This is a genomic window from Bradyrhizobium sp. CCBAU 45394 (assembly GCF_028128655.1).
GTDB lineage: Bacteria > Pseudomonadota > Alphaproteobacteria > Rhizobiales > Xanthobacteraceae > Bradyrhizobium > Bradyrhizobium diazoefficiens.
Genome location: NZ_LBIX01000173.1, coordinates 138,470 through 164,323, shown reverse-complemented (window position 1 = coordinate 164,323; position 25,854 = coordinate 138,470). Strand labels below are relative to the sequence as shown.

The following is a 25,854-nucleotide window of genomic DNA, read 5'->3' as shown; positions in this document are numbered from 1 at the left end:
CGAGACCCATGTCCGACGCCGCGTTGCCGATACAAGCATCGCCTGAGGCCGACATCCTGTCGGCGCTCGGGGCGCGCTCGATCGTGCTCGTCGGCATGATGGGGGTGGGCAAATCCACCATCGGCCGCCGCATGGCGGCCCGGCTCAAGCTGCCCTTCGTCGATGCGGACACCGAGATCGAGGCGGCGGCCGGCATGACCATACCGGAGATTTTCGAGCGCCATGGCGAGGGCCATTTCCGCGACGGCGAGGCCCGCGTGATCGCGCGCCTGCTCGACGGCGGCCCGGTGGTGCTGGCGACCGGCGGCGGCGCCTTCATGCGCGAGGAGACGCGCGCACGCATCGCGGCCAAGGCGGTCTCGATCTGGCTGAAGGCCGACCACGACGTCATCATGCGCCGCGTCCGCCGCCGCGCCGACCGCCCGTTGCTCCAGACCGCCGACCCCGAGGGAACCGTGACGCGCCTGCTCACCGAGCGCGAGCCGGTCTACAGCCATGCCGACCTCACCATCGCCTCGCGCGACGTGCCGCACGACAAGATCGTCGAGGAGTGTATCGAGACGCTGCGCGCCCATCTCTGCGGCGAACAGGCCGCCCAACCACCTGCCGACGTTGCGAGTGCCGTACGATGACTGCGCCGTTGAAACATTCCGATCCCGTCAACGTCGACGTCGCGCTCGGCGACCGCGCCTATGACATCGTCATCGGCCGCGGCGTGCTGGCCTCGCTCGGCGAACGGGTCGCAGCGCTGCGCCCAGGCGTGCGCACGGCTGTTGTCACCGACCGTACCGTTGCAAAGCACTGGCTCGAGCCGGCCGAAGCATCGCTCGCGGCCGCCGGCATCCCGACGTCGCGCATCGTCGTCGAGGAAGGCGAGATCTCCAAGACCTATGCCGGCCTGGAAAAGGTCAGCGAAGCCCTGATCGCCGCGAAGATCGAGCGCAACGATCTCGTCATCGCGCTCGGCGGCGGTGTGGTCGGCGATCTCGCCGGCTTTGCCGCCGCGATCCTGCGCCGCGGCGTCGATTTCGTGCAGGTGCCGACCTCGCTGCTGGCGCAGGTCGATTCCAGCGTCGGCGGCAAGACCGGCATCAACTCGCCGCAGGGCAAGAATCTGCTCGGCGCCTTCCACCAGCCGGTGCTGGTCATCGCCGACACCGCCGTGCTCGACACGCTGTCGCCGCGCCAGTTCCACGCCGGCTATGCCGAGGTCGCCAAATACGGCGTGCTCGGCGATGAGGCCTTCTTCACCTGGCTGGAAAAGAACCATTCCGACATCTTCAAGGGCGGATCAGCGCGCGAGCACGCGATCGCCACCTCCTGCCGTGCCAAGGCCGGAATCGTCTCGCGCGACGAGCGCGAGACCGGCGAACGCGCGCTGCTCAATCTCGGCCACACCTTTGGTCACGCGCTGGAAGCTGCGACCGGCTTCTCCGACCGTCTGTTCCACGGCGAGGGCGTCGCGATCGGCATGACGCTAGCGGCGCAGTTCTCGGCCAAGCTCGGCATGATCGGCGAGGCCGACGCGGCGCGCGTCGAGCGGCATCTCATCGAGGCCGGCCTGCCGACCCGCTTGCAGGACATCGCGGGCTTTTCGCAGGAAGGGCTTGCCGATGCCGACGCGCTGATGGCCCTGATGGCGCAGGACAAGAAGGTCAAGCGCGGCAAGCTCACCTTCATCCTGCTGGAGGCGGTCGGGCGCGCCGTGATCGCAAAGGACGTCGAGCCGGCCCCGGTGCGCGACTTCCTGAAAGAGAAGCTCGCGCAGAAGGCCTGATGCGCGGCTGAATTCGTGAAAGCGTTTTCGAGCGAAGTGGGGACCGGTTCGCGCAAGGAAAACGCGTCAAGACAAGAAACTCGAGTGGTGCATGGACTGGCTCGGATTCACCATCGTCGTCCTCTGCCTGCTGGTCTCGGCGTTCTTCGCGGCGAGCGAGACCGCGCTGACCGGCGCCTCGCGCGCCAGCATGCTGCGACTCTCCAAGCAGGGTAATCACGACGCCGACGTCGTCTCGCAATTGCTCGACATGCGCGAGCGCCTGATCGGCGCGCTGCTGCTCGGCAACAACATCGCCAATATCGGCGCCTCCGCGCTCGCCACCGCCATCTTCACGTCCTGGTTCGGCGATGTCGGCGTGCTCTACGCCACCGGCGTGATGACCGCGCTGGTGGTGATCTTCGCCGAGGTGCTGCCCAAAACCATCGCCATCAACGCGCCCGACCGCATGGCGCTTGCGGTCGCGCGCCCGATGCGGCTGACCATGTATGTGCTGGGGCCGCTGCTCAAGATCGTCGAAGTCATCGTGCGCCTCTTGATGCGCCTGTTCGGCCTTGCCGGCGAGCACCAGGCCATCCTGTCGCCGACCGAGCGCCTGCGCGGCGCGGTCGACCTGTTGCATCACGAGGGCAAGTTCGAGAAGCAGGACCGCGACATGCTCGGCGGCCTGCTCGACCTGCGCGAGCTCCAGGTTTCCGACGTCATGATCCATCGCACCGAGATGATGATGATCAACGCCGACCTGCCGCCCGAGGAGCTGTTGCGCGAGGTGCTGGCGACCGAATACACCCGCATTCCGCTCTGGCGCGAGAAGCCGGAAAACATCATCGGCGTGCTCCACGCCAAGGATCTCTTGCGCGCGATCCGCGCCTCCGAAGGCGACACTTCGCGCATCGACGTCTCCACCATCGCGCTGCCGCCCTGGTTCGTGCCGGAGATGCGTCCCGTGTCCGAGCAGCTCAAGGCGTTCCGCCGCCGCAAGACCCATTTCGCGCTCGTCGTCGACGAGTACGGCGAAGTCGAAGGTCTCGTGACGCTGGAGGACATTCTGGAAGAGATCGTCGGCGACATCTCCGACGAGCACGACGTCGTGGTCGCCGGCGTGCGCGCCCAGCCGGACGGCTCGGTCGTGGTCGACGGCTCGGTGCCGATCCGCGATCTCAACCGCGCCATGGACTGGCATCTGCCCGATGGAGAGGCAACCACGGTCGCCGGCCTCGTCATTCACGAGGCGCGCTCGATCCCCGATCGCGGCCAGAGCTTCACGTTCCACGGCTTCCGCTTCCGCGTCCTGCGCCGCGAACGCAACCGCATCACCGCGCTCCGTATTTCACCGGTGCCGCGCGAGGCCGAGATGGAGGAAGCCAAGCCGAGAAGGGCGGGGACGTCGTTCTAAGCCCTCAGTCATTCCGGGGCGATGCGAAGCATCGAACCCGGAATCTCGAGATTCCGGGTTCGGCTCTTTGAGCCGCCCCGGAATGACCGAGCTAATTTTCCCCCGGCGCCTGCGCGTGGATGGCGAGCGCGTGCACGGTGCCGGAGAGTTCCGCGGCCAGCGCCGCATTTATCATGCGGTGGCGATCGACCCGGCTCTTCCCTTTGAAGGCTTGAGACACAATATAAACGCGAAAGTGCGTCTCGCCGCTGGGCCGATGGCCGGCATGGCCCTCATGCAGGTGTGACTCGTCGACAACCTGCAGGCTTTCCGGCGTGAAAGCTTCCTGCAACTTGTTGCTGATAATGTCGCTCATAGCCATGTGTGTGCCATTCAGGTGCAGAGGTCGCACTCCGTTATTTGCCGGGTTCGCAGCTAATTGCAATGTCAAGACTTGAAGGTTTTTGCATTGCGTAGTCAAAGTCAGCCATGCCGATCGATTCATCAAAGTTCTTCGACTCCATCCGCGTCAAGCCGCGGGGCAAGCAGCCCGAGGTGAAGCCGCGCGACACCGCGGTCGCGTGCGAATGGGCCGGATGCCAGAACAAGGGCGCACACCGCGCGCCGAAGGGGCGTGAGAACCAGCGCGAGTACTGGCACTTCTGCCTCAATCACGTGCGCGAGTACAACCAGAACTACAATTTCTTCTCCGGCATGAATGCCGACGCCGTCGCGCGCTACCAGAAGGATGCGCTGACCGGCCACCGCCCGACCTGGAAGATGGGCGCCAATGGCGGCAAGAAGGGTGCGGAAGCCGATATCGACATGGCGTCCGATCCGTTCAGCATGTTCAGCGAGATCAATGGCCGCGCCAACTGGCGGAAGGGTCCGGACGCCCAGCCCAAGGCCGAGACGCGCAAGGTGATGAACGCCGAGCGCAAGGCGCTCCAGGTCATGGGCCTCGGCCCCAGTGCCACGCTCGCCGACGTCAAGAGCAAGTACAAGGCGCTGGTGAAGCAGCACCACCCCGACGCCAACGGCGGCGACCGCTCGACCGAAGACCGCCTGATCGAGATCATCAAGGCGTATAATTATCTGAAGACGGTGGTGCGGGAGGCGTAGGGCCTCTTGCGGTCGTCGTCCTCCGAGAGTCTGACGGTCGCAGCCAAACTCTCGATGTCGTCCCGGCGAAGGCCGGGACCCATAACCCCAGGGAGTGGTTTGGCGAAGACTCGCAGTGAAGACGTCTTCCCGCGGTACTCCCACCTCCCACTATCGATAAATCACGCGGTATGGGTCCCGGCCTTCGCCGGGACGACGACGGAGTGAACCACTCCGTCGTCATCATTCCGTTCAAAGCTACTGGCCCTAGGCCTTCGGCACCGCCCCCACATAAGACGAGCTCGGCCTGATCAGCCGCCCGGTGCGCTGCTGCTCGCGCGCATGCGCGGTCCAGCCGGCGGCGCGCGCCACCGCGAAGATCGGCGTGAACGCCTGCCTTGGAATCGCGAGCGCATCGAGCAGGATCGCGGTGAAGAACTCCACATTCGTCTCCAGCGGCCGGTCCGGGTTCTTCTTGCGCAGCGCGCTGCGGATATAGGCCTCGACCTCGCCGGCAAACGGCAGGTCGGCGCCGTTGGAGGCGAGGGCCTCGATCGCGGTCTTCAGCACGTCGGCGCGCGGATCGCGCACGCGATAGACGCGATGCCCAAAACCCATCATCCGCTCGCCGCGTGCGAGCGCGGCATCCACCCAGGGCTGGATCCGCTCGCGCGAGCCGATCGCATCGAGCATTTCCAGCACCGGCTCCGGCGCGCCGCCATGCAAGGGACCGGTCAGTGCGCAATAGCCGGCGGTGACGGCTGCGAACAGATCGGCCTGGGTCGAGGCCACCACGCGCGTGGTGAAGGTCGAGGCGTTCATGCCGTGGTCGCAGACGGTGACGAGATAGGCATCCAGCGCCGTAACCTCGCGCGTTGCCGGCGCGCGCCCATGCAGCATGCGCAGCGTGTCGGCGGCGTGGCTCGCGCTTGGATCGGGCGCGACCGGATCGAGCCCCTTGGCGCGCCGGACCAGCGCGCCTGATATCACCGGAAAGGCGCCGACGATGGTCGCCTCATGCTCCAGCCCGTGCTCGGCGCGAAGGCCCGCGACGGCCGCGCGAAACCCGTCGACGATTCCCATGCCGTGCGTCGCCGGCAGTAGCTCGGCGAGCCGCGCGAAGGCGCGCTCGCGTGCGGCGCCCAGGCTCGCCCGCACATTGGCCTCGCTCAGCGAGGTCTTGCTGGCGCCGTTCCAGAGCCGGGCGGTGACGCCCTCAAAGCTCGATTTGGCGGCCAGCCGGCCGACATGCTCGCCGGCGATGATCAGCTCGCCGCGCTCGCCGTCGACATGGCTCAGCACGGTCTCGGCCGCGGGAACGCCGTCCAGCCCGATCTGACTTTTGGTGAGGTGGATGTTCATGGCCCAAATCTCCTGTTCTACGCAGGTCAAAAGTCGGGCCTCTCGACAGATTGATCAATCTTGATTACATAAATCAATATGAAAAATTCTGATGAGCTCTACCTCTCCGCCCGGGAGGCGGCCGCCGAACTCGCGATCTCGCCGGCCACGCTCTACGCCTATGTCAGCCGCGGCCTGATCCGCTCCGAGCCGACGCCGGATTCGCGCAAGAACCGCTACCGCGCCGAGGACGTCCGCGCCCTGAAGGAGCGCCGGGTGCCGTCGCCGGAGCCGCGCGGGCTGCGCAGCTTCGATGCCGACTTGCCGGTCATGGACACGGAGATCTCGACCATCACCGAGGAGGGCGCGATCTATCGGGGCGTCAATTGCGTCGACCTCGCCGAGAACGACACGCTGGAGCACACGGCAACGCTGCTCTGGGACGTCTCCGGCGTCGATCCGTTTGCGCCTGACAATCAGCCCGAGATCTCCGAGGAGATGCGCACGATCGCAGGCGCCGCGCGCCGCGCGGCGCCGATCGACCGCGCCATCGCCGTGCTGGCGCTCGCCGCGAGCGCCGATCCCCGCGCCTTCACCCGCGCTCCCGATGGCCGCGCCATGGTCGGCGCGCGCATCGTCCGCCTGCTGGTTGCGACCATGCTCAATGCGGAAGCCTCGGCCGAGCCGCTGCACCAGCAGGTCGCGCGCGTCTGGGCGGCGGACAACAAGCATGCACCCGATCTGATCCGCCGCGCGCTCGTTCTGCTCGCCGATCATGAACTGAACGCCTCGACCTTCACCGCGCGCTGCGCGGCCTCGACCGGCCTCAATCTCTACGATGCCGTCATCGCCGGCCTCGCCGCGCTGAAGGGACCCAAGCACGGCGGCGCCGGCGTGCTGGCTTCGCAGCTGGTGAAAACGCTGGTCGACCGCGATGTCGCTCCCGTGGTGCGCGAACGCGTCGCGCTCGGCGAGCGCTTCGCCGGCTTCGGTCACGGCGTCTACAAGCGCGGCGATCCCCGCGCGCAATCGCTGCTGAATGCGCTGTCGCGCGCCGGCGCGCCGCGCAAATTCACGCGCGAAGTGCCGGAACGGATCGCCGAGGCGACCGGCGAATTCGTCAACATCGACTATGCGCTCGCCGTCCTCGTGCATGCCCTGCGCCTGCCTGCAGGCAGCGAGCTCGCGCTGTTTGCGATGGCCCGCAGCGTCGGCTGGATTGCGCACGCCAGCGAGCAATTGCAGTTCGGCAAGCTGATCCGCCCGCGCGCGCGGTACGTTGGACCCGCGCCGGGGCGGCGGACGGGCGGGTCCTAACCTCTCCCGCTTGCGGGAGAGGTCGCGCCGGAGGCGCGGGTGAGGGCTCCCTCCTCTTGGGAGTTCTCGATTGTGAATGCACCCTCCCCCCAACCCTCCCCCGCAAGCGGGGGAGGGAGCGCACCTCCGTCCGCCGTGGCAGCCAAAGCTAATCAGACCCGCGGCTTGGCCGCCGCGACACCACCACCGTTCCGCCGACGATAGATCCAAACCGTCACGCTCAGCACGATCGCACCGCCGATCACGGCGAGCATCCAGATATGCTTGCCGACATGCTCATGGTGCGGCAGCCCGGCATATTCGTGCAGGGCCGACACCGCCAGCACGCCCGGCAGCACATGCGCGGGGGCCCAGACCAGGATCGCCGGGATGTTGATCGCGTAGAAGCGGGCAGGGGGCATCCCGAGCGCGCCGGCCGTGACCGGGACAAATGCGCGGATCGGCGGCACGAAGCGGGCAAAGAACACGGCCCAGGTGCCGAAGCGGTGGAAGAAGCTTTCGCTCTCCTCGACCACGCGCGGATAATTGGTCAGCGGCCAGGTGTTGAGGATCTCGCGCTGCTGCCGGTGCCCGATCCAGTAGGCCGAGCCGTCACCCAGCACGGCCCCGAGCGCGGCCGCCAGCAGCACCCAGCCGAGTTTCAGCTCGCCGCCCGGGATCAGGGCGCTGAGCGCCAGGATGATGGTCGAGCCCGGGACCACCGATCCCACCACCGGAACGGCTTCCAGAAGCGCTGCCAGGAACAGGGTCAGATAAGCCAGCCACGCGTGGGCCGAGACGAAAGCGATGAAGGGATCGAGGAATGACGTCACGTCGTCTTTCGTGGTGGGAGGGGTTACGCCGGTCCAGACCCTACATAAGTAAGGAGAGGCGGTAAAAGTGCCACTCGCGTGGGCAGGCCAGCTGGCCCGCCCGAAATTCGAGCGTGATTCGCAGGGCAGCCTTCCAAAAATCGCGTTCCTTGCCTATCTAAATGAAAAGACAACGGAACTTTGATTGGAGGGCGGGCTTCTGCCCGCACGTTGTCTCTGATAGGTTCGCAAACGCACCCAGCCGCAGCCACCGTGCAATAACTGGTCTCGGGATCGCCCGGGGCCTCGGAGGATTGATGACGACCGCCGCCATGTCCAAAGTTGAGGAAGTTTCCGGTTTGCCCGACATGAAGGTGTCGGTGCGCCAGGTGTTCGGGATCGACAGCGATCTCGAAGTGCCGGCCTATTCCGAAGTCGATCCTCATGTGCCTGAAGTTGATTCCGACTACCGCTTCGACCGCGCCACCACGCTCGCCATTCTCGCCGGCTTCGCCCGCAATCGCCGCGTGATGGTGACCGGCTATCACGGTACCGGCAAATCCACCCATATCGAGCAGGTCGCCGCCCGCCTGAACTGGCCCTGCGTGCGCGTCAACCTCGACAGCCACATCAGCCGTATCGACCTCGTCGGCAAGGACTCGATCGTGGTCCGCGACGGCAAGCAGGTCACCGAATTCCGCGACGGCATCCTGCCCTGGGCGCTCCAGCACAACGTCGCGCTGGTGTTCGACGAATACGACGCCGGCCGTCCGGACGTGATGTTCGTGATCCAGCGCGTGCTGGAAGTCTCCGGCCGCCTGACGCTCCTGGATCAGAACAAGGTGATCAAGCCGCATCCGTCCTTCCGGCTGTTTGCGACCGCCAACACGGTCGGCCTTGGCGACACCTCGGGCCTCTATCACGGCACCCAGCAGATCAACCAGGGCCAGATGGACCGCTGGTCGATCGTCACCACGCTGAACTATCTCAGCCACGACGAGGAAGTAGAGATCGTGCTGGCGAAGGCCAAGCACTATCGCACCCAGGAAGGTCGCGACATCGTCAACAAGATGGTGCGCCTCGCCGATCTCACCCGCAACGCGTTCGCCAATGGCGATCTGTCGACGGTGATGAGCCCGCGCACGGTGATCACCTGGGCGGAAAACGCCGACATCTTCGGCGATATCGGTTTCGCCTTCCGCGTCACCTTCCTCAACAAGTGCGACGAGCTCGAGCGTCCCCTGGTCGCCGAGTTCTACCAGCGCTGCTTCAATGCGGAGCTGCCGGAATCGGCAGTCAACGTGGCGCTCAGCTGACCCATGGCCACCATCACCGTCGAGCGCACCATTGGGACGACCAAGAAGGCTGTGCTCGCCGGGCTCGGCGCCTATAACGACGAGCACTTTGGGAAGCAGAAGGTCAGGAGCATCGCGGTCTCACTGAAGGACCGCCGCAAGATCGTCGGCGGCATCGTCGGGCATCTCTGGGCCACGGTTCTGTTCATCCAGTACTTCTGGATCGACCAGAAGCAGCGCGGCAAGGGTTTTGGGACGAAGCTGATCGCGGCGATCGAGGATGAGGCGAGACGGCATGGCGCGATCCAAGCCTATGTCGACACGATGAGTTTCCAGGCGCCGGGCTTCTATCGTTCCTGCGGGTACGAGGAATTCGGCACTCTCAAGGGCTATCCCGGCGGCGTGACGCGCCATTCGTTTACGAAGTCGCTATGAGCACATCATCATCCAATTCCAAATTCCGTAACAGCAAGGAAGCGCCGACCGAGCCGTTCAAGCGCTCGGTCGCCTCCTGCCTGAAGGCGATCGCGAAATCGCCCGAGCTCGAGGTCTCCTTTGCCGCCGAGCGGCCGGGCCTTGCGCCCGGCAAGGCGCGGCTGCCCGAGCCGGCGCGCAAGATGACCAAGCGCGATGCCGCCATCGTGCGCGGCCACGCGGATTCCATCGCGCTGAAGCTCGCCTGTCACGATCCGAAGCTGCATCGCAAGCTGATGCCGGGCAATCCGCAGGCACGCGGTGTGTTCGAAGCGGTCGAGCAGGCGAGGGTGGAGGCGATCGGCGCGCGCCGCATGGCGGGCGTTGCGAAAAACCTCACCGCGATGCTCGACGACCATTTCCATCGCGGCAAGTTCGACGAGATCACCGATCGCGCCGACGCGCCGCTGGCCGATGCGCTGGCGATGCTGGTGCGCGAGCGCCTCACCGGCATGGCGCCGCCGACGGCTGCGAAGAAGATGGTCGATCTCTGGCGGCCGATTCTCGAAGACAAGATCGGCAAGCGCCTCGACCGGCTCGACGGCGTGGTCGAGGACCAGACCAGGTTCGGCGACGCCGTGCATGACCTCTTGTCGGCGCTCGAGCTCGGCGACGAGCGCAACGCCGACAGCGAAGAGAATGACGACGACGACGAAAACCGCGACGGCGACAACGACCAGTCCGGCGCCGAGGGCTCGCCCGATTCCGATGCCGCCCAGGAGATGAGCGCCGACCAGGCGCAGGCGTCGAGCGAGGAGATGAGCGAGAGCGCGATGGAAAGCGCGCAGGCCTCGACGTCAGACACGTTCGACGACGGCGAGCTCGGCGACGACGAGACGCCGGGCGAGGCGACGCGTCCGAACGCGCACGGGAAGAACGAGCCGCGCGGGCCGGAATATCACGCCTTCGCGCCGAAATTCGACGAAGTCATCGCCGCCGAAGACCTCTGCGACCATGACGAGCTGGAGCGCCTGCGCGCCTATCTCGACAAGCAGCTGGCGCATCTGCAAGGCATCGTCGCCCGCCTCGCCAACCGGCTGCAGCGCAAGCTGATGGCGCAGCAGAATCGCGCCTGGGAGTTCGATCTCGAAGAGGGCATCCTCGACCCCGCGCGGCTGTCGCGCGTGGTGACCGATCCCTATCACCCGCTGTCCTTCATGCACGAGAAGGAGGCGACGTTCCGCGACACCGTGGTGACGCTGCTGCTCGACAATTCCGGCTCGATGCGCGGCCGCCCGATCACGGTGGCGGCGACCTGCGCCGACATCCTCGCCCGCACGCTGGAGCGTTGCGGCGTCAAGGTCGAGATTCTCGGCTTCACCACGCGCGCCTGGAAGGGCGGGCAGTCGCGTGAAGCGTGGCTTGCCGCCGGCAAGCCGGCCAATCCCGGCCGTCTCAACGATCTCCGCCACATCATCTACAAGTCCGCCGACGCGCCCTGGCGCCGTGCGCGGAAGAACCTCGGCCTGATGATGCGCGAGGGTCTGCTGAAAGAGAACATCGACGGCGAGGCGCTAGACTGGGCGCACAAGCGCCTGCTCGGCCGGCCCGAGCAGCGCAAGATCCTGATGATGATCTCGGACGGCGCGCCGGTCGACGATTCCACGCTGTCGGTCAACGCCGGCAACTATCTCGAGCGGCACCTGCGCCACATCATCGAGGAGATCGAGACCCGCTCGCCGGTCGAGCTGATCGCGATCGGCATCGGCCATGACGTCACGCGCTACTATCGCCGCGCAGTGACGATCGTGGACGCCGAGGAGCTCGGCGGCGCCATCACCGAGAAGCTTGCCGAGCTGTTCAGCGAGACGGCGACCGCACCGCAGCCCTCGGCAAGCCGTCCGCGCCGCAAACTGCATTCGTGAGCACGCTTCGATCCCGCCGCAGCTTCCTTGGCCACGCGGCGGCGGGATTTTCCACTTTCGCACTGTCCCGTCTGGCGCAGGCGCAAGTCACGACCGAGCCGCCGCCGCGCCCGCTCCAGGTCGAGCGCGCCGTCGCCGAGCCCGTCAGCATCGAGGTCAATGCGCGGCCGATCCCGAATTTCGAGCCGCGCGACCGCTCGCGTACGCGCTTCGGTTCGCTGGAGTATCGCAGCGGCCTGGTGCTGACCTCGCCCTATCGCGGCTTCGGCGGCCTGTCCGGCATCCGGCTGGATGCGAAAGGCGAACGTTTCCTTGCGGTCTCCGACCAGGGCGGCTGGTTCACCGGGTCCATCCGCTATTCCGGCAGCAGGATGGCCGGGCTCGACGACGTCGAGGCCGCGCCGCTGCTCAATGCGGAGGGACGGCCGATCACGGAAAAGCGCCTCTGGTGGGATTCGGAGTCGCTGACGCGCGACGGCAACGTCGTCTATGTCGGGCTCGAGCGCGTCAACCAGATCCTGCGCTACGATTTTTCGAAAGGCGGCACGCGCGCCCGCGGCGAGGTGATCCAGGTGCCGCCCGCGTTGCGCAAGCTGCCGCACAACAAGGGGCTCGAGGGGCTGGTCTTCGTCCCGAAGGGCCAGCCGCTCGCCGGCACCCTGATCGCCTTCTCCGAGCGCGGGCTGGACGCCGACGGCAATCTGGTCGCGTTCCTGATCGGCGGCCCCACGCCCGGGCAGTTCAGCGTCCGCCGCACCGAGAAGTTCGACATCAGCGACGCGGTGCTCTTGCCGTCGGGCGAGCTGCTCATTCTCGAACGCAAATTCTCCTGGTTCACCGGCGTCGACATCCGCATCCGCTCGATTCCCCTGAAATCGATCGCGCCGGGCGCGGTGGTCGACGGCCCTGCGCTGTTCAAGGCCGATCTCGGCCAGGAGATCGACAACATGGAAGGCATCGACGCCCACGTCACGCCCGAGGGCGACACCGTGCTGACGCTGGTCTCGGACGACAATTTTTCAATGCTCCAGCGTACGCTGCTGCTCCAGTTCACGCTGGTTGAGTGAAGTCATCGTTGAACGCGGTGGCTTTTGGCCGCGACAAAACATCATGCAACTCCGCCGCGCCATCGCAGCCCTGCTCTTCGTCGTGCTTGCCGGCCTGCCGCAGGCGCGCGCCACGGCCGAGCACACCTATGCGAAGGGCGAGTACGGCATCATCTCGGGCGGGTGGGCGCCGAACAAGCGGCTCGCCATCGCCGTCCATGGTGAGGGCGACGGCGCGCATGATAAATTTCACGCCTATCTGATGGCGGAGCCGGGTCATCGCCGGCTGATGACGCTCGACAACGTCAACGACGACAACATCCTCGACACCGCGCCGGATGCGTTCCACGCCGCCTGGTCGGCCGACTCGCGCTACGTCGCCGTCACCTTCCGCAGCGAGCGCCACATCGTCACGCTGAACCTCTACGCCGTCGACGGCCGCCGCGCGCGCCTCGTCGATGCGCCGGACCTGTTCCGCGACGCGACCGGCCGCAGCATCGATCGCAAGACCGACGGCGATATGCGCACGTCGGTACCCGCGCTGACATGGCAGGCACCGCGCCGTTTCCATCTCACCGACTACCGCGTGTTCGTCCTCGACGACACCGCGCTCGCGGACAAGCTCGGCCCGCTCGGCAAGGCGACGGCGATGAAGGATGGCCGCACCACGATCCAGTTTTCCGCCGAGGCCGACGGCGAGCTGCTGCCCGACGGCCGCATCCGCATGGGCAAGCCTAGGGCGGGCCAGTTCGAGGAGCTGGAGTAGGGCGGCGGCTGAGTTGATGTCGCGATCCCGTGATCATATGACGCGCGCAATGCATGCCGCCACGGGCGGGCATGTCCGCCGCGCGGCTAGCAATCCGGCATCCGCTCACTACACTTCCATGATTGCCCTCCATCCCCCGGAACTCCCTGCATGAGCGCCCTGTTTTCCCCGATCAAGCTGCGCGGCCTGACCTTGAAGAACCGCGTCGTGGTGTCGCCGATGTGCCAGTATTCGGCCGACGAGGGCGTTCCGACCGACTGGCACTTCACCCACATCAACAATCTTTCGCTCTCGGGCGCGTCGATGTTCTGCATCGAGGCGACCCATGTGGAAGCGATCGGCCGCATCACGCCGGGCTGCCTCGGGCTCTACAGCGACGCCGCCGAAGCCGCGCTGAAGCAGATCCTCGCCTCCGTGCGCAAGCATTCCACGACCGCGGTCGCGATGCAGCTCGCCCATGCCGGCCGCAAGGCCTCCAGCGCGCGGCCCTGGGACGGCGGCCAGCTGATCCCGGTCAGTGAAGGCGGCTGGCAGACGGTGGCCCCAAGCGCGCTGCCGCACAAGGAGGGCGAGGCCGCGCCGCTCGCGCTCGATGCCGCGGGCCTGACGCGCATCCGCGAGGCCTTCGTCGAGGCTGCGAAACGCGCGGAGCGGATCGGCATCGACGCCATCGAGCTGCACGGCGCGCACGGCTATCTCCTGCATCAGTTCCTGTCGCCGATCTCGAACCGGCGTACCGACGAATATGGCGGCAGCCTGCAAAACCGCATGCGCTTCCCGCTCGAGGTATACGACGCGGTGCGCGCCGTGTTCCCGCACGACAAGCCGATCGGCATGCGGGTGTCGTCGACCGACTGGGTCGAGGGCGGCTGGGATCTGGCGCAGACCATCGAATTCGCCAGCGCGCTGAAGGCGCGCGGCATCGACTGGATCGATGCCTCCTCCGGCGGCGTCTCGCCGCTGCAGAAGATTCCGCTCGGCCCCGGCTATCAGGTGCACTTCGCAGACGCCATCCGCCGCGAGACGGGACTGCCCACCATCGCCGTCGGCATGATCTCCGATGCCAAGCACGCCGAGGAGATCGTCGCCTCCGGCAAGGCCGACATGGTCGCGCTCGGCCGCGGCATGCTCTACGACCCGCGCTGGGGCTGGCACGCCGCTGCCGAGCTCGGCGGCGAGGTCGAAGCTCCGCCGCAATACTGGCGCTCGCAGCCGTCGACGCAGAAGGCGCTGTTCGGCAAGACGACGTTCGGGGCAAGGTAGGGGACGCGTGCGAGGCGCGAGGACCGCGGCATAACCACAGGGAGTAACTCGATAGGTTTAAGTTGCGCGATCGCAGCTGCCTCCTCACGCATCCGTAACATCCCTCGGCTTCCACCTCCCGCAAAACTGGCCTAACCTTCGCACGTTCAACGCCTCACGGAGGCCCGCCATGCGTTATCCTGTCCGCAAAGCTGCTCACATCTTCGAGCGCGTGGGCCTTGCGATGGCAGGCGCGGCGTGCGGACTGTTCGTCGGTGCCTATGTGGGGTCGGCAATCCCCGTGCTCACCACGCAGGGTTTCCTGGTGCTGATGATGGCGCTGGGTGCGGTCGGCTTCTATCTCGGCATCGACACGCCGCAGCTGCCCTTCGACGAGGCGCACAGCGCCATCGACGCCGCGGAATTCTTGAGCTCCGCCGGCACGCTCTGCGCCACGCTCACCGCGCTCGCCTCCGTCGCCGTCATCGTGCTGCGGCTCGATCCGCACCTGGCCTGGACCTGGCTCTCCCTGTTCGGCTGGATCGGCGGCGTCGCCATGCAGATCGTCGCCGGCGCGAAGGCCAGGATGCGGAAGTAGGCAAAGCCGTCGCCCCAAATTCCGGTGTCGTCCTGGCGAAAGCCAGGACCCATTACCCCAGGGAGAAGTTTGGCGGAGACTCGTTGTCCGGTACGCCTACCATCCACAACCGATAGATTCCGCGGTATGGGTCCTGGCTTTCGCCAGGACGACGATCGAGCGAGGGGCTACGGAAGAGAGCCAAAGAGGCGGCTCGCGCCCTCAAAACACCACGCCGACTCGCGAGCCGCGCTTCCAGGCGATGCGGCAGCGCTTCTTGGTGTTGACGTGCAGCAGCTCGAACCTGTCGGGGATGCTCACCTGGCCGCCGAGATCGACGCAGGCCCCGCCGGGCGAATAGTCGATCAGCGTGCAGGGGATCACCGGCGCGCGCGGGTCGGTGATGATCTTGGCCTGGCGGGACACCAGCCCTGCGGGTTTTACACGGGCGAACTTTCGCGGATGCATTGGCACATCTCCTCCAATTCCGCGGATAGCGCGGGTGGTCTCTTCCCAATGATCGACGGGAGTTGATGCGATCCGACTAAGGTGGGCGGGAGAATTTTAATGAAAAGTAGCGGCGAATGGCGAAAGCGGCGGTAGCGGGGTGCGACGGCGTTGCCTCAAGCTCCGCCGTCGGCGCCAGCGCCATCTCACCCCGTCACCATCTCATCCGTCTCCGCCGCGGCCCCCACATGCGGCGGCACCGGCATCGGCACCGTTTGATACGTCTTCGGCAGATTCACCGGCCGGTAGTCCGGCTCCACCGCCATCCGCTTCACGACGCTCTCGTGCACATGCGCGCCTTCGGGAATCAGGCGCGGCTCGCAATCGGGGATGTAGAAGCCGAGAAACACCTTTCGCTCCGGCCACTCCTTGTACTTCGCGCTCTTCGGCAAATATTCCAGCAGCCGCCAGGCCGCCGTCATCGAATTGTGCAATTCGCCGGTCTTGCCGGTGTAGGCGGGCGGCACGTACTGGAACGGGGAGTTCTTGCGATGGACGCCCCAGGCGAGCTGGTTCACGGTGCGCGGGTTGAAGTTGAGCCCGGCCTTTCCCGCCTCGTCGATCATCCAGATCAGCGGATATTTCGACTCGCCGCTCTGGGCCTCCGGATAGCCGCCGCCGACGTCGCTGTGCACGCCGGCGAACCACACCTGCATGATGTCCTGCGGCTCCTTCTTGTCGTCGGGCACGAAGCGGTTGCTCCAATATTCCTGCGGCTCCCGCCATTGCTTGAGGCGGAACATGCTGCGCCGCTCGTCGATCGCGATCGCCTGCCGAAAGATCTTCACGCTCGGATTGCGCAGCGTGAAGGCGAGCTCCTCGAAGCTCGGCCAGTACAGCCGGTCGGGACGCGGCACGATCACGCTCGCCACGGTGTCCCACACTCCGATGAAATGGATGGTCGGCCAGCGCGAGGAGGTGATGCGCGCGAACTGCGCGGCGAGGTCGAACTTGTCCTGCGGCAGCGGCCCGTCGTCGTCGGAGCCGACGTCCTTGAGGTCCGCGATGTCGTTGCCGCGCCCCGAGCCGGAATATTGCTTGTAGGCGACGAGGCCCGAGCCTGCGAGGTTTGCCTGCTCCGGCGAGATCAGCCCCACCTTGTGGATCAGCCCCGCCAGCACGCGCACGGTATAGGCGCCGCGCGAGAAGCCGAACAGGTAGATCTTGTCGCCGGGCGAATAGTGCTCGACCAGGAAGCAATAGGCCGACAGCACGTTGTCATCGAGCCCGTAGCCGGTGGCGAGCCCCAGCACCAGATTGACGTTGGCCTTGAGGCGGTGCCACGTCGTCGGCTCCGTCACCGTGCCGACGCCGGGATCGTAGAACACCATCTGCCGCGGCTGCGTCTTGTCGGTCTTGCGCAGGCAGCGATAGAGCTTGAGGACGTTGGAGATGTTCTCGCTGATCTCGTTGCCGGTGCCGTCACAGCAGATGACGAGGTGCTTCGGCTCGGTCTTCGGTTCGGTTCTGCGCTCGTGCTCCACAGGTCGGCCCCTCCCGGCAATGCTACCGGGGCGAGTATAGCAAAAAGCGCGACGGCGAGGAGACGGTGGTGGTTGCCGCAGCGAAGGTGCGCTCCCTCGCCCCGCTCATGTCCGCCGAAGCCTTGGCGAAGGCGGATGCGGGGGCGCGACGAGCTGCGCTCGCGCTGAGAGCGTTGGGGTAAGGGGGAGTCTCCGCAAGGGAGGTGAGAGCTGGACTCGCGAAGAGTCCCCCTCACCCGGTATTTGCTGCGCAAATCCCGGCCTCTCCCCGCAAGCGGGGAGAGGCGAAAGAAGCCCTACTTCTTCTTCGCCGGTCCGAAATCCGGCTGCCACGCCGCGTCCTTGCGGCTCGGGGCCGCGGCGATCACCTTGGTCTTGTCCTTCTTCGGCTTCTTGGTTTCGCGGTTGCCGCGTTGCTGTCCCTTGGCCATGGCGTCGGTCTCCTGTGGGGGTTTGAGTTCGTCCAGTTCGTCGGATTGCAGCACGCGTCCGCGCGGCGTGCAGACGCGCACGTCCATGTAGCCCTCGCGCAGCAGCTTCCGCGCCAGCCGCAGCGCGACGGTGGCGCTGCCGCGGCCGAGATTGGAACAGCCATATTCGTTGGTGCCGCTGACGAGATAGGGCACGCGCATTGTCCTAGCCATTGAGGATGGCCGCCGCGCAGACCAGGAGCAGAAGGAACAGCGCGACGTCGACCTGTGGAACGATCCATTCCGGGACGCGAAACCGCGACATCGCACGCTCCTGCCAGAGCATGAAGATCAGCTCTGATAACTGGTCCTACGGCGGGAGCGCACGTGACCCTCAGTCACCGGTCGATGCCGTTGCAGGAAGTGCGGTGATAGAAGCGAGCCTACGCCTGCCCCATGCCAATAGCGAGGACTAAAACGCAGCCCGCAGCCCGCGGCCCCGGCCGCGCGCGGCGACGATAGTGCTGGCTATATCCGCCCAGGGAGCGCATGCTTGTCACAGCCGGCGTCGGTTGGGGCTTCGCTCGCAGGAAGGCAGGCGTCCATGACCATCCGTTCGCGACGAGAAACCGTCACCTTCAGGCATCCGTTCCGCATCAACGGCATCGACCGGTTGCTGCCCGCGGGCAGCTATGACGTCGTCACCGACGAAGAGATGATCGAGGGCCTGTCGTTCCCGTGCTGGCGGCGTGTCGCCACCATGATCACGGTGCCGGCCGAAGGCGGGGGCGCCGGCATGACGGAAATGTTGTCGATCGGCTCGGTTGACCTCGCGGACGCGCAAGCCGCGGATGCGCAGGCCGCGCCGGCGAGCGTCGCCCAGAGGGTCGCCCATGACTGACGTCCCGGTGGATCTCGACAGGCATCGCGGCATGGCCGCCCAGAAGGCGACCGACCTGCGCCGCGCGCTGGCCGAGGTCGAGAACAATGTCCGGGAGCTGCGCGAGCGCGAGGCCGATCTCGAGAACCGCCTGATGACCGTGCCCGCCACCTCGTGGCCCGAGGCCGCGGTGAAGGCGCGCTATCTGCTCAACCTCTATGCCGCCAGCCTCTCCACCGAGGACACCCGCCACCGCGCGCTGGTGACGGCGCTGTTCGACGATTTCGCCAGGCTCAGTGGCGACAGCTGAGGCTCAGTGGCGGCAATTGAAGGCCGGCCGGAGCGCGGCAGCGGCAGTGCGCCCGTGGAACACAGCCGTCGTCCTGGCGAAAGCCAGGACCCATAACCACCGAACCGAGTTATTGTGAACGAACGCGGCCACAGCGAGCCTCCACAACGCTGACCGGGATAATGGGTCCTGGCTCCCGTGCGCAATTGCGCACCAGGCCGGGACGACGTCGGAGAATTCGCGGGCCGCGGCGGCATCGAAGCCCCGCGGCGACCGCCAAGGTGCAATCGCGTAAGGGAGTAAGCCATGACACTCACGAGCAGCCGCTTCGTCGGCTACGAACAGGACCGCGGCATCGTCCAGTTCCTGATGCAGGACGGATCGAAGGAGATCGCCTGCGCGATCTCGACCTCCGCGATGGACTATCTCGAGCGCGGCCCGCAGGCGAGGCCCGAGCAGCGCGAAGCCCAGTTCACCCGCCTGCGCGACCGCATCGAAGCCCGCGCCGCGAGCAAGTACCGCGCGACGGAGTTCGAGGGCACGCCGCCGGGGATCGTGCTGCGGAGCATTGATTTTCGGGGGTAGGGGAGGCGGGCTACCGCGGCTGCGACTTGTCCGTCTTGCGCAGGCAGCGATGGAGCTTCGGGACGTTGGAGATGTTCTTCGGGATCTCGTTGCCGGTGCCGTCACGCCCCATGGCCGCATCGTCTGTTGACATTAACCGTCTGTTAACCATGCGGTTGCCTAATGTTGACGATGGGGGATCACCATGTCGGCCCATGTGACGCGACCGAGGTTGATGCCTGTTTCGGCCGATCCGGCCATCCGGTCGGTGGCGAGGCTGGCGGTTCGCGCCAAGGCTGTCCTACAGGGCAAAGCGCCTGTCCCACGGAGCAAAGCCATGTTCGGAAAGGACGACTTAGTGGACAATCTCAGCCGCGATCTCGATCGCGCGCGCGGAAGACGAGATGCGCTTGCATCCGAAGCCACGACCCTGACGGCCCAGATCGCCGAAATTGAAGCCCGTCTTTCGGAGGAAAAGAAAAGGCGTGAGCGTGAGCGCGTCTTGAGCGAGGTCGAAGCGATCAAGACGCGAATCAAGCAAGCCGCGGGCGCGTTTGCGCCTGTCGTCGATGGTCTCTCACGGGCGGTCGAGCAGGCTGCGGCGGTTGTGCCCGAGGCGCGCGAGCTCAATAGTTTCCTGGTGTCGGTGGCGACCGAGATCGACAGCGTGCTCGATCCCCTGCTCCGCGAACTGGATCAGCGCGCGGATGCGGTGCGAACCGGACAGGCAGCGCTGGACCTGCCGAGTTCGGCCATTGAAGCGCCGCCCATCGAGCTGCCAAAGGACACCAACGAGCGCCTGCTTCGTTTTCCGGCGTGGCTGTCCCGCGACAGGGAGACGGACAAGAAGGACACCGCCGAGAGCCCGCGCAGCACGGCGGCTTGAAGCCCCGGCACGCTGCGCACGCTCTACGCCGTCATTCCGGGGCGCGCCTCTTGGCGCGAACCCGGAATCCATCCCTCAACACGCACTGCGGCCAAATGGATCCTCAGGTGCGCAATTGCGCATCCTAGCTCGCGACTTCGTCGCGCCCCGGGATGACGAGCTGTTGTTGGGCTCGCTGGTTGCCGAGCAGGTAACTCCCCCGCTCGCCACCGCTCAGTTGGCGGCGCGGCGCAGGAAGGCCGGGATATCGAGAGCGGCCTCGTCGGGCAGATTGCGCGCAGGGGCGCGGCCGTAAGGATCGAGCGGCTGAAGCGCCGCCTGCGGCGCATAGTCCAGACCCGGCCTTGCCGGTGGCCCCACGGGGTGGTGCGGCTGCGGGCGGAGCGGCGGGCTTGCCGCTTGCGGAAGGGGGGCACTGCGCTCGATGCGATCGGCGATGCGACGGCCGTCGTTGCGCAGCCTGCCGGCGAGCTGCGTAAGGGCGGTTTCCACCGGTAGCGCCTGCTGCGCCGGATCGAGATTATCGATTCCGGTCGCAACCACCGAGACGCGGACGATGCCTTCGAGGCTTTCGTCAAACGACGCACCGACGATGATGTTGGCGTCCGGATCGGCCTCGTCGCGAATGCGGGTCGCGGCTTCGTCGACCTCGTACAGCATGAGATCCCTGCCGCCGGTGATGGAGATGATGAGGCCACTGGCACGCTTGATCGAGGGATTCTCGATCAGCGGATTGGAGATCGCGGCCACGGCGGCGGCGAGCACGCGCTTCTCGCCGGAAGCCTCGCCCCGTCCCATCATCGCCTTGCCCTTCTCCTTCATGACGGAGAGGACGTCGGCAAAATCGAGATTGATCAGACCTTCCTTGACGATGAGGTCGCTGATGCAGGCCACGCCCGAATAGAGCACCTGGTCGGCAAGGGCGAAGGCATCGGCGAACGTGGTCTTCTCGCTGGCCACCCGGAACAGGTTCTGGTTCGGGATGATCAAGAGGGTGTCGACCGTCTTCAGCAGCTCCTCGACGCCGGCTTCGGCAAAGCGCATGCGGCGCTGGCCCTCGAAGTAGAACGGCTTGGTGACCACGCCGATGGTGAGGATGCCGAGCTCGCGCGCGGTCCTGGCGATGATCGGTGCAGCCCCGGTGCCGGTGCCGCCGCCCATGCCGGCCGTCACGAACACCATGTGCGCGCCGGTCAGGTGCTCGCGGATCGTATCGATGACCTCCTCGGCTGCGGCGCGTCCCAATTCCGGCTGCGAGCCGGCGCCGAGGCCTGCGGTGACCGTTGTGCCGAGCTGGATGAGGCGCGTCGCCTTCGACATCGCCAGCGCCTGCGCGTCGGTGTTGGCGACCACGAACTCGACTCCTTGCAGCCCGGCCGTGATCATGTTGTTGACGGCATTGCCGCCGGCGCCGCCGACGCCGAAGACGACGATGCGGGCCTTCATTTCATGGATATCGGTATTGCTTGCCATTTTTCCCTCGCGATTGGTCCGGCAAGCCGGGGATTAAAGAAAGTCTCGAGTGCGCAAACACAACTTGAAGCGACGATTCATCCTGATCTCATCGCGTTCTAGCCGCGCGGTCTGCTTGCACGATGGAGGCGGCCAGATGTCCCAATCGACGCGCGGCGTATCCCGCGATCGCCTCGCCAGGGCGGCGATCGTTCCGCAGCGCCGTCACTTCGTCTTCCAGTCGCGCCGCCCACGCATTGGCGGCCGTCGTCTCGGCGGCCGCCTGCGTCAGCTCGACGGCGAGGCGATCGGCACGCTCACGCTCGCGCTCGAACACGGCCCTGTAGGCGGCTGCGACGTCTTCGAGCCGCGCGATCTCCGCCTTGAAGGCCCCGATCTCTAGAGCGTTTTCGAGCGAAGTGGATACCGGTTCGCGTGAAGAAAACGCGTCAGAATAAGAATCTGGAGCCCCGTTCCGACTCCGTCGGAACGGAAATGGCTCCAACGCCTCGATCTTTGTCATGGAGGCATCGACGGGGTCTGCCCGGCGGCCCTTTCGTGGGCGGGGCGTGTACCGGAGCGCGGAGAGGTCAACGCTCACCAGGGCCTTGCCATCATCCGACCGCGAGCGCGGCAACCGGCGACGTCTCGCCAGCGAACGAGCGGCCTCGCGCGAGATCTTGAGGCGGGCACTGAGATCGGCATACGTCAACAACGCAACGCACATCGGCGCTTCTCCTGGAGCGAACCGGGAAGGCATTTCGAGCTAATGATGGCTGGACGATCACAGCAGGCTAGGGTGCATTGGTTAATGCATGGTTAACGCGCGCGCGGTGCTGGTTTACGGGTGGCGTCGCCGTGCCGGCCTTGGGATCGCAGGGCACCACTACCGCGGGTGACGATGAAGCCCAGCTATGGATGGTCTCCGTTGCCAGGTTCTCCCCAGATCCAACTCTCCATAACTCGTTTTTGGCTGGCGAGATCGAAATCGTTCGCCACGATTTCGTAAATGGTGGTCGAGCCATCGAATGGACTACCGAACGAAGGGTGCGGGCGGAGGTTGAACCAATGATTGATCTGAAAATGTCCGACGTTTTCCTGCCAAACAGCGTGCGTTACCTCTTTACGGCCGGTTTTTTTGAAGACTGAACGAGAGTAGTTCGCCAGCAGGTCTCCTTTCCCGAGCATCTTCTCAAAAAATTCCGACCTATAATCCGGGACCAATCGCATCAATTGGGTCCGGGCAACACGATGACCATCGGCGTGCTGCCCGGGGCGAACATCGTGAGGCAGTACGCGCAGGACTCGATTGATGACCACGCTATCGAGAACATCTCGCTCCTGATGGAGATCAGGGACAACGCGATCCACTTCCACAACGTGGGCCGAGACCTGCATAAGAGGGTGCAGGAGGTCGGCGCTGCCGCGCTGCGCAACTTCGCTTTCGCTGCAAGGAAATGGTTTGATTGCGACCTGTCACAGTACCAGTTCGCGCTGATGCCCGTCGCCTTCGAGACACCGGCCGGAGTCATACAGACGGTCTTCGGTGACGACACCAAAGGCGCCGCTGGCAAGCTCGCAAAGCTGTTGGCCGATCAGGAGCGGAAATTTCCCTTCGAGGCTGCCAAGCCCTTCAACGTCGGCGTGGAGGTCGAGCTGAGGTTCGTCCGGAACTCCAACGCGCAGGCGATGCCGGTCATCGTCTCCCCCAACGACCCCAATGCCATTCGGGTGACGTTGAGCGAGGAGGACATGCTGAAGCGCTACCCGTGGGACTACCGGACGCTCTGCAAGGCGCTACGGAAGACACCCAACTTCAAAGAGAACGAGCGATTTCACAAGCTGCGCAGACCCCTCGAGGACGATCCGCGGTTTTGTCGCGTCCGTCTGCTCGATCCACGGAACAAGAAAAGCTCAAAGCAGCGATTTTACAGCCCGGCCATCCTCGACGAGATCGTGAAGCACTATGTTTGAGGGGTTGCGGCGCGATCAAACAGTACGTTGTTCGAGCGAGAGATAGCCCTCGAACGCGAGGTAAGATGCCGACCTCGGCCGCGATCTGCCAGCAACGCTCCGCTCGTCGCCAGCACTTCGCCATTCGAATCCCTAAAACAAAAACGGCCGGATCTTCCGATCCGGCCGCTACACAAAACTCTACTGGCTAAGCCTATGCCACGCGACGCAACTTAGCCCCCGCCCAATTCGAAAAATTCGCTTAGCTGGCCTTCTTGACCGGCGCGGTGACGCCGACCTTCTTCTGGATGGCGCGCTTCAGCTCGAGGGCGCGCGGCGACAGGGCGTCGGCGCTGGCCTTGAGCAGGAAGGCGTCGAGGCCGCCATTGTGGTCGACGCTCTTCACCGCGTTGGTCGAGACGCGCAGGCGCACGTTGCGCTCCAGGGCTTCGCTGATGAACGTCACGTTGACGAGGTTCGGCAGGAAGCGGCGCTTGGTCTTGATGTTGGAGTGGCTGACCTTGTGGCCGACGAGGGGGCCCTTGGCCGTCAGTTCGCAGCGGCGAGACATGTCACAAATCCTCAATCTAAGCCCCCAACGAGTTGCGGCCGCCATTCGGGGCGCCACGGGGGCAAATTCTCTGTCCTTGCAGGGAGCGGCGGACGTATAGGGGGGAAGCGGCGGGACGTCAAGTTTTTGGGGCGGGGTTTTGGGCTCAGCCCCGCTGCCAGCTCCCCCTCTCCCGCTTGCGGGAGAGGGTCGGGGAGAGGGTATCTCCGCGGAGGGGCCGTCGCCAGTGCCCCAGGGGAGAGAGCCCTCACCCGGCGCTACGCGCCGACCTCTCCCGCAAGCGGGAGAGGTGTTGGAGCCCGCGGCTAAGCGCCCCGATCACCAAAACGGCAATGTTTAAAGTGCCTTACCATCACATAAAGGGCGTATTCGCCCCCGAAGTATCAGGTGGAGTTCCGCGCCTGTTACGCCCGGACACATTGTTTGCCGCGGTTTTTGGCTTAAGTAACAACCGTCGCGCCCCGATTGGATCGTTTCGTGCCCATTTCCTCCCGATTTGCGCCCAAGCCGCGCAACGCCAGCCCGCGGTCTGCCGCCCGGCTGGCCATGGCGGCCCTGTGCGGGCTGGTCTTCGCCTGGGAGGCGAAGCCCGCCGCCGCGCAAGGCAAGCTCGAGGCGCAGTATGAGGCGACGCTGGCAGGCATTCCGGTCGGCAGGGGCGCCTGGAACATCGACATCCAGGACGACGTGTTTGCCGCGGCCGCCTCCGGCGGCACCACGGGGCTCTTGAAGTCGTTCGCGGGCGGGTCCGGCACCGGCGCCTCGCAGGGCCGGGTCGTCAACGGCGCGCTGGTTGCGACCGGCTACCAGGCCTCCACCACCACCTCGAAGAAGACCGAAGAGATCCGCATCACGCTCGACAAGGGCAATGTGAAGGAGTTCGGCATCGTGCCGGAGCCGCCGGTCGATCCTGATCGTATCGTCGTCACCGAGGCGCATCGCCGCGGCGTCTGGGACCCGATGACGGCTTCGCTGTTGCGCGTGCCCGGCACCGGCGACCCCGTGACGCCGGACGCCTGCCACAACGCCGCGCCGGTGTTCGATGGCCGCATGCGCTACGACCTCAAGCTCGATTTCAAGCGCATGGAGACCGTGAAGGCGGAGAAGGGCTATCGCGGCCCGGTCGTGGTCTGCGCGCTCTATTTCGTCCCCGTGGCGGGCTACATCCCCGACCGCCCCGTGATCAAATACCTCGCCGCCCAGCGCAACATCGAGATCGCCTTCGCCCCGGTCGCCGGCACGCGCATCCTGGTTCCGTTCTGGCTGAAAGTGCCGACGCCGCTCGGCCCCGCGATGCTGGAAGCCACCAGCTTCATCACATCCGCCCAGCCGCCGCGGGTCGCGAAGACGCAGTAAAAGCCGCGCCATACGGGCTACCATTCCTCCGTCATTCCTGGGCGCGCCACTTGGCGCGAACCCGGAATCCATGGTGAGGCGAACCTTGCGGCCTGATAGATTCCGGGTTCGCGACTGGCGTCGCGCCCCGGAATGACGAGCGGAGCGATTCGGCACGCAGCTCCAACACCTTACCCGCCGTCACCCCGCCCTTCGCCCGCGCGCCGTTTCTACTGTGCATGGGGTTGTTTTCGCAGTTTTTGTTTTGGCGCCCTCGATCCGTGAATCCATTTGACTCCTCCCCGATTCTGATTCGACTCCGCGCCGTCCCCAATTTTAAGGAACCCGCCATCGAAACGTCGCTTGTGCGGCAGCCCAAAACTCCATCTAGTGCAATCAAACACAGGGCGCCGCGACATGTTGCGTGAACGTAACAGGACTCAACAGGGAGTCAGCGATTCGGCCGCGATTCGTTCTAGAGTCGTTCCGAAGCTTAAGGACACAGGGAAAAGCGTCGCAAAGTGAGACAGTTGCGCGAGGTTCGGGGAGGGCGCTC

Annotated in this window: 29 protein-coding genes; 19 read left to right on the top strand and 10 right to left on the bottom strand. The window is 65.7% G+C overall.

Annotation, left to right across the window (positions count from 1 at the left end):
* Positions 1-8: 8 nt before the first annotated feature.
* The 3 genes from WN73_RS32200 to WN73_RS32190 all read left to right on the top strand — a co-directional run bounded on the left by WN73_RS32200 (position 9) and on the right by WN73_RS32190 (position 3,173).
* Entirely contained in the window at positions 9-632 is a 624-nt protein-coding gene (locus tag WN73_RS32200) for a shikimate kinase (RefSeq protein WP_028175815.1), read from the top strand.
* Positions 629-1,777 (top strand): 3-dehydroquinate synthase, encoded by a 1,149-nt coding sequence (aroB, locus tag WN73_RS32195; protein WP_028175816.1) that lies wholly within the window; start codon positions 629-631, stop codon positions 1,775-1,777. Before WN73_RS32200 ends, aroB begins: the two co-directional genes overlap by 4 nt.
* A 91-nt stretch (positions 1,778-1,868) precedes the next feature.
* Complete coding sequence (locus tag WN73_RS32190; RefSeq protein WP_011083018.1) at positions 1,869-3,173, top strand: HlyC/CorC family transporter; 1,305 nt, start codon at positions 1,869-1,871, stop codon at positions 3,171-3,173.
* A gap of 91 nt (positions 3,174-3,264) precedes the next feature.
* Here WN73_RS32190 and WN73_RS32185 read toward each other — a convergent pair whose 3' ends face one another.
* On the bottom strand, positions 3,265-3,534 hold the full coding sequence (locus WN73_RS32185; RefSeq protein WP_028175817.1) for a BolA family protein: 270 nt from the start codon (positions 3,532-3,534) through the stop codon (positions 3,265-3,267).
* Positions 3,535-3,641: 107 nt separating this feature from the next.
* Between WN73_RS32185 and WN73_RS32180 the strand changes: the two genes are divergently transcribed.
* Positions 3,642-4,274: a J domain-containing protein gene (locus WN73_RS32180; protein WP_011083016.1), complete on the top strand. Its 633-nt coding sequence runs from the start codon at positions 3,642-3,644 to the stop codon at positions 4,272-4,274.
* A gap of 246 nt (positions 4,275-4,520) precedes the next feature.
* Here the strand turns inward: WN73_RS32180 and WN73_RS32175 are convergent, their stop codons facing one another.
* The gene (locus WN73_RS32175; RefSeq protein WP_028175818.1) at positions 4,521-5,615 is read right to left on the bottom strand and encodes a citrate synthase/methylcitrate synthase; all 1,095 of its coding nucleotides are present in this window, start codon (positions 5,613-5,615) and stop codon (positions 4,521-4,523) included.
* Between the two features lie 78 nt (positions 5,616-5,693).
* On the opposite strand from WN73_RS32175, the gene WN73_RS32170 reads away from it, so the two are divergent.
* Complete coding sequence (locus WN73_RS32170; RefSeq protein ID WP_011083014.1) at positions 5,694-6,911, top strand: citrate synthase family protein; 1,218 nt, start codon at positions 5,694-5,696, stop codon at positions 6,909-6,911.
* Between the two features lie 152 nt (positions 6,912-7,063).
* Here the strand turns inward: WN73_RS32170 and WN73_RS32165 are convergent, their stop codons facing one another.
* On the bottom strand, positions 7,064-7,723 hold the full coding sequence (locus WN73_RS32165; protein WP_161532594.1) for a DedA family protein: 660 nt from the start codon (positions 7,721-7,723) through the stop codon (positions 7,064-7,066).
* Between the two features lie 311 nt (positions 7,724-8,034).
* Between WN73_RS32165 and cobS the strand changes: the two genes are divergently transcribed.
* The 7 genes from cobS (at position 8,035) to WN73_RS32130 (ending at position 14,988) form a co-directional block, all read left to right on the top strand.
* Positions 8,035-9,018 carry a cobaltochelatase subunit CobS gene (gene cobS, locus WN73_RS32160; protein WP_370139181.1) on the top strand — a complete coding sequence of 328 codons (984 nt, stop codon included), beginning with the start codon at positions 8,035-8,037 and terminating at the stop codon, positions 9,016-9,018.
* 3 nt (positions 9,019-9,021) lie between these two features.
* Positions 9,022-9,432 carry a GNAT family N-acetyltransferase gene (locus WN73_RS32155; RefSeq protein WP_011083011.1) on the top strand — a complete coding sequence of 137 codons (411 nt, stop codon included), beginning with the start codon at positions 9,022-9,024 and terminating at the stop codon, positions 9,430-9,432.
* Complete coding sequence (gene cobT / locus WN73_RS32150) at positions 9,429-11,336, top strand: cobaltochelatase subunit CobT (protein WP_011083010.1); 1,908 nt, start codon at positions 9,429-9,431, stop codon at positions 11,334-11,336. The genes WN73_RS32155 and cobT overlap by 4 nt, the downstream gene beginning before the upstream one ends.
* Positions 11,333-12,403: an esterase-like activity of phytase family protein gene (locus tag WN73_RS32145; protein WP_271556244.1), complete on the top strand. Its 1,071-nt coding sequence runs from the start codon at positions 11,333-11,335 to the stop codon at positions 12,401-12,403. The genes cobT and WN73_RS32145 overlap by 4 nt, the downstream gene beginning before the upstream one ends.
* A gap of 43 nt (positions 12,404-12,446) precedes the next feature.
* The gene (locus WN73_RS32140) at positions 12,447-13,148 is read left to right on the top strand and encodes a hypothetical protein (RefSeq protein ID WP_271556243.1); all 702 of its coding nucleotides are present in this window, start codon (positions 12,447-12,449) and stop codon (positions 13,146-13,148) included.
* Between the two features lie 150 nt (positions 13,149-13,298).
* Positions 13,299-14,411 (top strand): NADH:flavin oxidoreductase/NADH oxidase, encoded by a 1,113-nt coding sequence (locus WN73_RS32135; RefSeq protein ID WP_271556242.1) that lies wholly within the window; start codon positions 13,299-13,301, stop codon positions 14,409-14,411.
* Between the two features lie 169 nt (positions 14,412-14,580).
* Complete coding sequence (locus WN73_RS32130; protein WP_271556241.1) at positions 14,581-14,988, top strand: hypothetical protein; 408 nt, start codon at positions 14,581-14,583, stop codon at positions 14,986-14,988.
* A 201-nt stretch (positions 14,989-15,189) separates the two neighbouring features.
* Here the strand turns inward: WN73_RS32130 and WN73_RS32125 are convergent, their stop codons facing one another.
* From WN73_RS32125 to WN73_RS32115, 3 genes are all read right to left on the bottom strand, one after another.
* Positions 15,190-15,435, bottom strand: a complete 246-nt coding sequence (locus WN73_RS32125; protein ID WP_028175824.1) for a PilZ domain-containing protein — start codon at positions 15,433-15,435, stop codon at positions 15,190-15,192.
* A gap of 185 nt (positions 15,436-15,620) precedes the next feature.
* The gene (locus WN73_RS32120) at positions 15,621-16,958 is read right to left on the bottom strand and encodes a T6SS phospholipase effector Tle1-like catalytic domain-containing protein (protein ID WP_271556240.1); all 1,338 of its coding nucleotides are present in this window, start codon (positions 16,956-16,958) and stop codon (positions 15,621-15,623) included.
* Between the two features lie 296 nt (positions 16,959-17,254).
* On the bottom strand, positions 17,255-17,602 hold the full coding sequence (locus tag WN73_RS32115; RefSeq protein ID WP_178372631.1) for a hypothetical protein: 348 nt from the start codon (positions 17,600-17,602) through the stop codon (positions 17,255-17,257).
* A gap of 370 nt (positions 17,603-17,972) precedes the next feature.
* On the opposite strand from WN73_RS32115, the gene WN73_RS32110 reads away from it, so the two are divergent.
* From WN73_RS32110 to WN73_RS32100, 3 genes are all read left to right on the top strand, one after another.
* Positions 17,973-18,269 carry a hypothetical protein gene (locus tag WN73_RS32110; protein WP_028175826.1) on the top strand — a complete coding sequence of 99 codons (297 nt, stop codon included), beginning with the start codon at positions 17,973-17,975 and terminating at the stop codon, positions 18,267-18,269.
* Entirely contained in the window at positions 18,262-18,558 is a 297-nt protein-coding gene (locus WN73_RS32105) for a hypothetical protein (RefSeq protein ID WP_027545228.1), read from the top strand. The genes WN73_RS32110 and WN73_RS32105 overlap by 8 nt, the downstream gene beginning before the upstream one ends.
* Positions 18,559-18,843: 285 nt before the next feature.
* Positions 18,844-19,122, top strand: coding sequence for a DUF1488 domain-containing protein (locus WN73_RS32100; RefSeq protein ID WP_011083000.1), 279 nt, complete (start codon positions 18,844-18,846; stop codon positions 19,120-19,122).
* A 10-nt stretch (positions 19,123-19,132) separates the two neighbouring features.
* Here the strand turns inward: WN73_RS32100 and WN73_RS32095 are convergent, their stop codons facing one another.
* Entirely contained in the window at positions 19,133-19,255 is a 123-nt protein-coding gene (locus tag WN73_RS32095; RefSeq protein ID WP_271556239.1) for a hypothetical protein, read from the bottom strand.
* A gap of 183 nt (positions 19,256-19,438) precedes the next feature.
* Between WN73_RS32095 and WN73_RS32090 the strand changes: the two genes are divergently transcribed.
* The gene (locus WN73_RS32090) at positions 19,439-19,987 is read left to right on the top strand and encodes a hypothetical protein (RefSeq protein ID WP_271556238.1); all 549 of its coding nucleotides are present in this window, start codon (positions 19,439-19,441) and stop codon (positions 19,985-19,987) included.
* 213 nt (positions 19,988-20,200) lie between these two features.
* Here WN73_RS32090 and ftsZ read toward each other — a convergent pair whose 3' ends face one another.
* Entirely contained in the window at positions 20,201-21,460 is a 1,260-nt protein-coding gene (gene ftsZ, locus WN73_RS32085) for a cell division protein FtsZ (protein ID WP_011082998.1), read from the bottom strand.
* A gap of 88 nt (positions 21,461-21,548) precedes the next feature.
* Positions 21,549-22,166 carry a hypothetical protein gene (locus WN73_RS32080; protein WP_271556237.1) on the bottom strand — a complete coding sequence of 206 codons (618 nt, stop codon included), beginning with the start codon at positions 22,164-22,166 and terminating at the stop codon, positions 21,549-21,551.
* Between the two features lie 131 nt (positions 22,167-22,297).
* On the opposite strand from WN73_RS32080, the gene WN73_RS32075 reads away from it, so the two are divergent.
* The gene (locus tag WN73_RS32075) at positions 22,298-22,588 is read left to right on the top strand and encodes a hypothetical protein (protein WP_074076388.1); all 291 of its coding nucleotides are present in this window, start codon (positions 22,298-22,300) and stop codon (positions 22,586-22,588) included.
* A gap of 102 nt (positions 22,589-22,690) precedes the next feature.
* Positions 22,691-23,413: a DUF3644 domain-containing protein gene (locus WN73_RS32070; protein ID WP_271556236.1), complete on the top strand. Its 723-nt coding sequence runs from the start codon at positions 22,691-22,693 to the stop codon at positions 23,411-23,413.
* Positions 23,414-23,654: 241 nt separating this feature from the next.
* Here WN73_RS32070 and rpmB read toward each other — a convergent pair whose 3' ends face one another.
* Positions 23,655-23,963 carry a 50S ribosomal protein L28 gene (rpmB, locus tag WN73_RS32065; RefSeq protein WP_011082994.1) on the bottom strand — a complete coding sequence of 103 codons (309 nt, stop codon included), beginning with the start codon at positions 23,961-23,963 and terminating at the stop codon, positions 23,655-23,657.
* 546 nt (positions 23,964-24,509) lie between these two features.
* Between rpmB and WN73_RS32060 the strand changes: the two genes are divergently transcribed.
* Positions 24,510-25,319: a DUF3108 domain-containing protein gene (locus WN73_RS32060; protein ID WP_271556358.1), complete on the top strand. Its 810-nt coding sequence runs from the start codon at positions 24,510-24,512 to the stop codon at positions 25,317-25,319.
* Positions 25,320-25,854: the final 535 nt, after the last annotated feature.

Bases quoted from the DNA above. Each gene is read 5' to 3' on its own strand.
- WN73_RS32170 (WP_011083014.1), top strand. From the start codon at position 5,694: ATGAAAAATTCTGATGAGCTCTACCTCTCCGCCCGGGAGGCGGCCGCC.
- cobS (WP_370139181.1), top strand. From the start codon at position 8,035: ATGTCCAAAGTTGAGGAAGTTTCCGGTTTGCCCGACATGAAGGTGTCG.
- WN73_RS32125 (WP_028175824.1), bottom strand. From the start codon at position 15,435: ATGCATCCGCGAAAGTTCGCCCGTGTAAAACCCGCAGGGCTGGTGTCC.
- ftsZ (WP_011082998.1), bottom strand. From the start codon at position 21,460: ATGGCAAGCAATACCGATATCCATGAAATGAAGGCCCGCATCGTCGTC.
- WN73_RS32060 (WP_271556358.1), top strand. From the start codon at position 24,510: ATGGCGGCCCTGTGCGGGCTGGTCTTCGCCTGGGAGGCGAAGCCCGCC.
- cobT (WP_011083010.1), top strand. From the start codon at position 9,429: ATGAGCACATCATCATCCAATTCCAAATTCCGTAACAGCAAGGAAGCG.
- WN73_RS32115 (WP_178372631.1), bottom strand. From the start codon at position 17,602: ATGGCTAGGACAATGCGCGTGCCCTATCTCGTCAGCGGCACCAACGAA.
- WN73_RS32190 (WP_011083018.1), top strand. From the start codon at position 1,869: ATGGACTGGCTCGGATTCACCATCGTCGTCCTCTGCCTGCTGGTCTCG.
- WN73_RS32090 (WP_271556238.1), top strand. From the start codon at position 19,439: ATGTTCGGAAAGGACGACTTAGTGGACAATCTCAGCCGCGATCTCGAT.
- WN73_RS32105 (WP_027545228.1), top strand. From the start codon at position 18,262: ATGACTGACGTCCCGGTGGATCTCGACAGGCATCGCGGCATGGCCGCC.
- WN73_RS32185 (WP_028175817.1), bottom strand. From the start codon at position 3,534: ATGGCTATGAGCGACATTATCAGCAACAAGTTGCAGGAAGCTTTCACG.
- WN73_RS32095 (WP_271556239.1), bottom strand. From the start codon at position 19,255: ATGTCAACAGACGATGCGGCCATGGGGCGTGACGGCACCGGCAACGAG.
- WN73_RS32135 (WP_271556242.1), top strand. From the start codon at position 13,299: ATGAGCGCCCTGTTTTCCCCGATCAAGCTGCGCGGCCTGACCTTGAAG.
- WN73_RS32155 (WP_011083011.1), top strand. From the start codon at position 9,022: ATGGCCACCATCACCGTCGAGCGCACCATTGGGACGACCAAGAAGGCT.
- WN73_RS32070 (WP_271556236.1), top strand. From the start codon at position 22,691: ATGACCATCGGCGTGCTGCCCGGGGCGAACATCGTGAGGCAGTACGCG.
- WN73_RS32175 (WP_028175818.1), bottom strand. From the start codon at position 5,615: ATGAACATCCACCTCACCAAAAGTCAGATCGGGCTGGACGGCGTTCCC.
- WN73_RS32110 (WP_028175826.1), top strand. From the start codon at position 17,973: ATGACCATCCGTTCGCGACGAGAAACCGTCACCTTCAGGCATCCGTTC.
- WN73_RS32200 (WP_028175815.1), top strand. From the start codon at position 9: ATGTCCGACGCCGCGTTGCCGATACAAGCATCGCCTGAGGCCGACATC.
- WN73_RS32100 (WP_011083000.1), top strand. From the start codon at position 18,844: ATGACACTCACGAGCAGCCGCTTCGTCGGCTACGAACAGGACCGCGGC.
- WN73_RS32130 (WP_271556241.1), top strand. From the start codon at position 14,581: ATGCGTTATCCTGTCCGCAAAGCTGCTCACATCTTCGAGCGCGTGGGC.
- aroB (WP_028175816.1), top strand. From the start codon at position 629: ATGACTGCGCCGTTGAAACATTCCGATCCCGTCAACGTCGACGTCGCG.
- rpmB (WP_011082994.1), bottom strand. From the start codon at position 23,963: ATGTCTCGCCGCTGCGAACTGACGGCCAAGGGCCCCCTCGTCGGCCAC.
- WN73_RS32180 (WP_011083016.1), top strand. From the start codon at position 3,642: ATGCCGATCGATTCATCAAAGTTCTTCGACTCCATCCGCGTCAAGCCG.
- WN73_RS32140 (WP_271556243.1), top strand. From the start codon at position 12,447: ATGCAACTCCGCCGCGCCATCGCAGCCCTGCTCTTCGTCGTGCTTGCC.
- WN73_RS32080 (WP_271556237.1), bottom strand. From the start codon at position 22,166: ATGTGCGTTGCGTTGTTGACGTATGCCGATCTCAGTGCCCGCCTCAAG.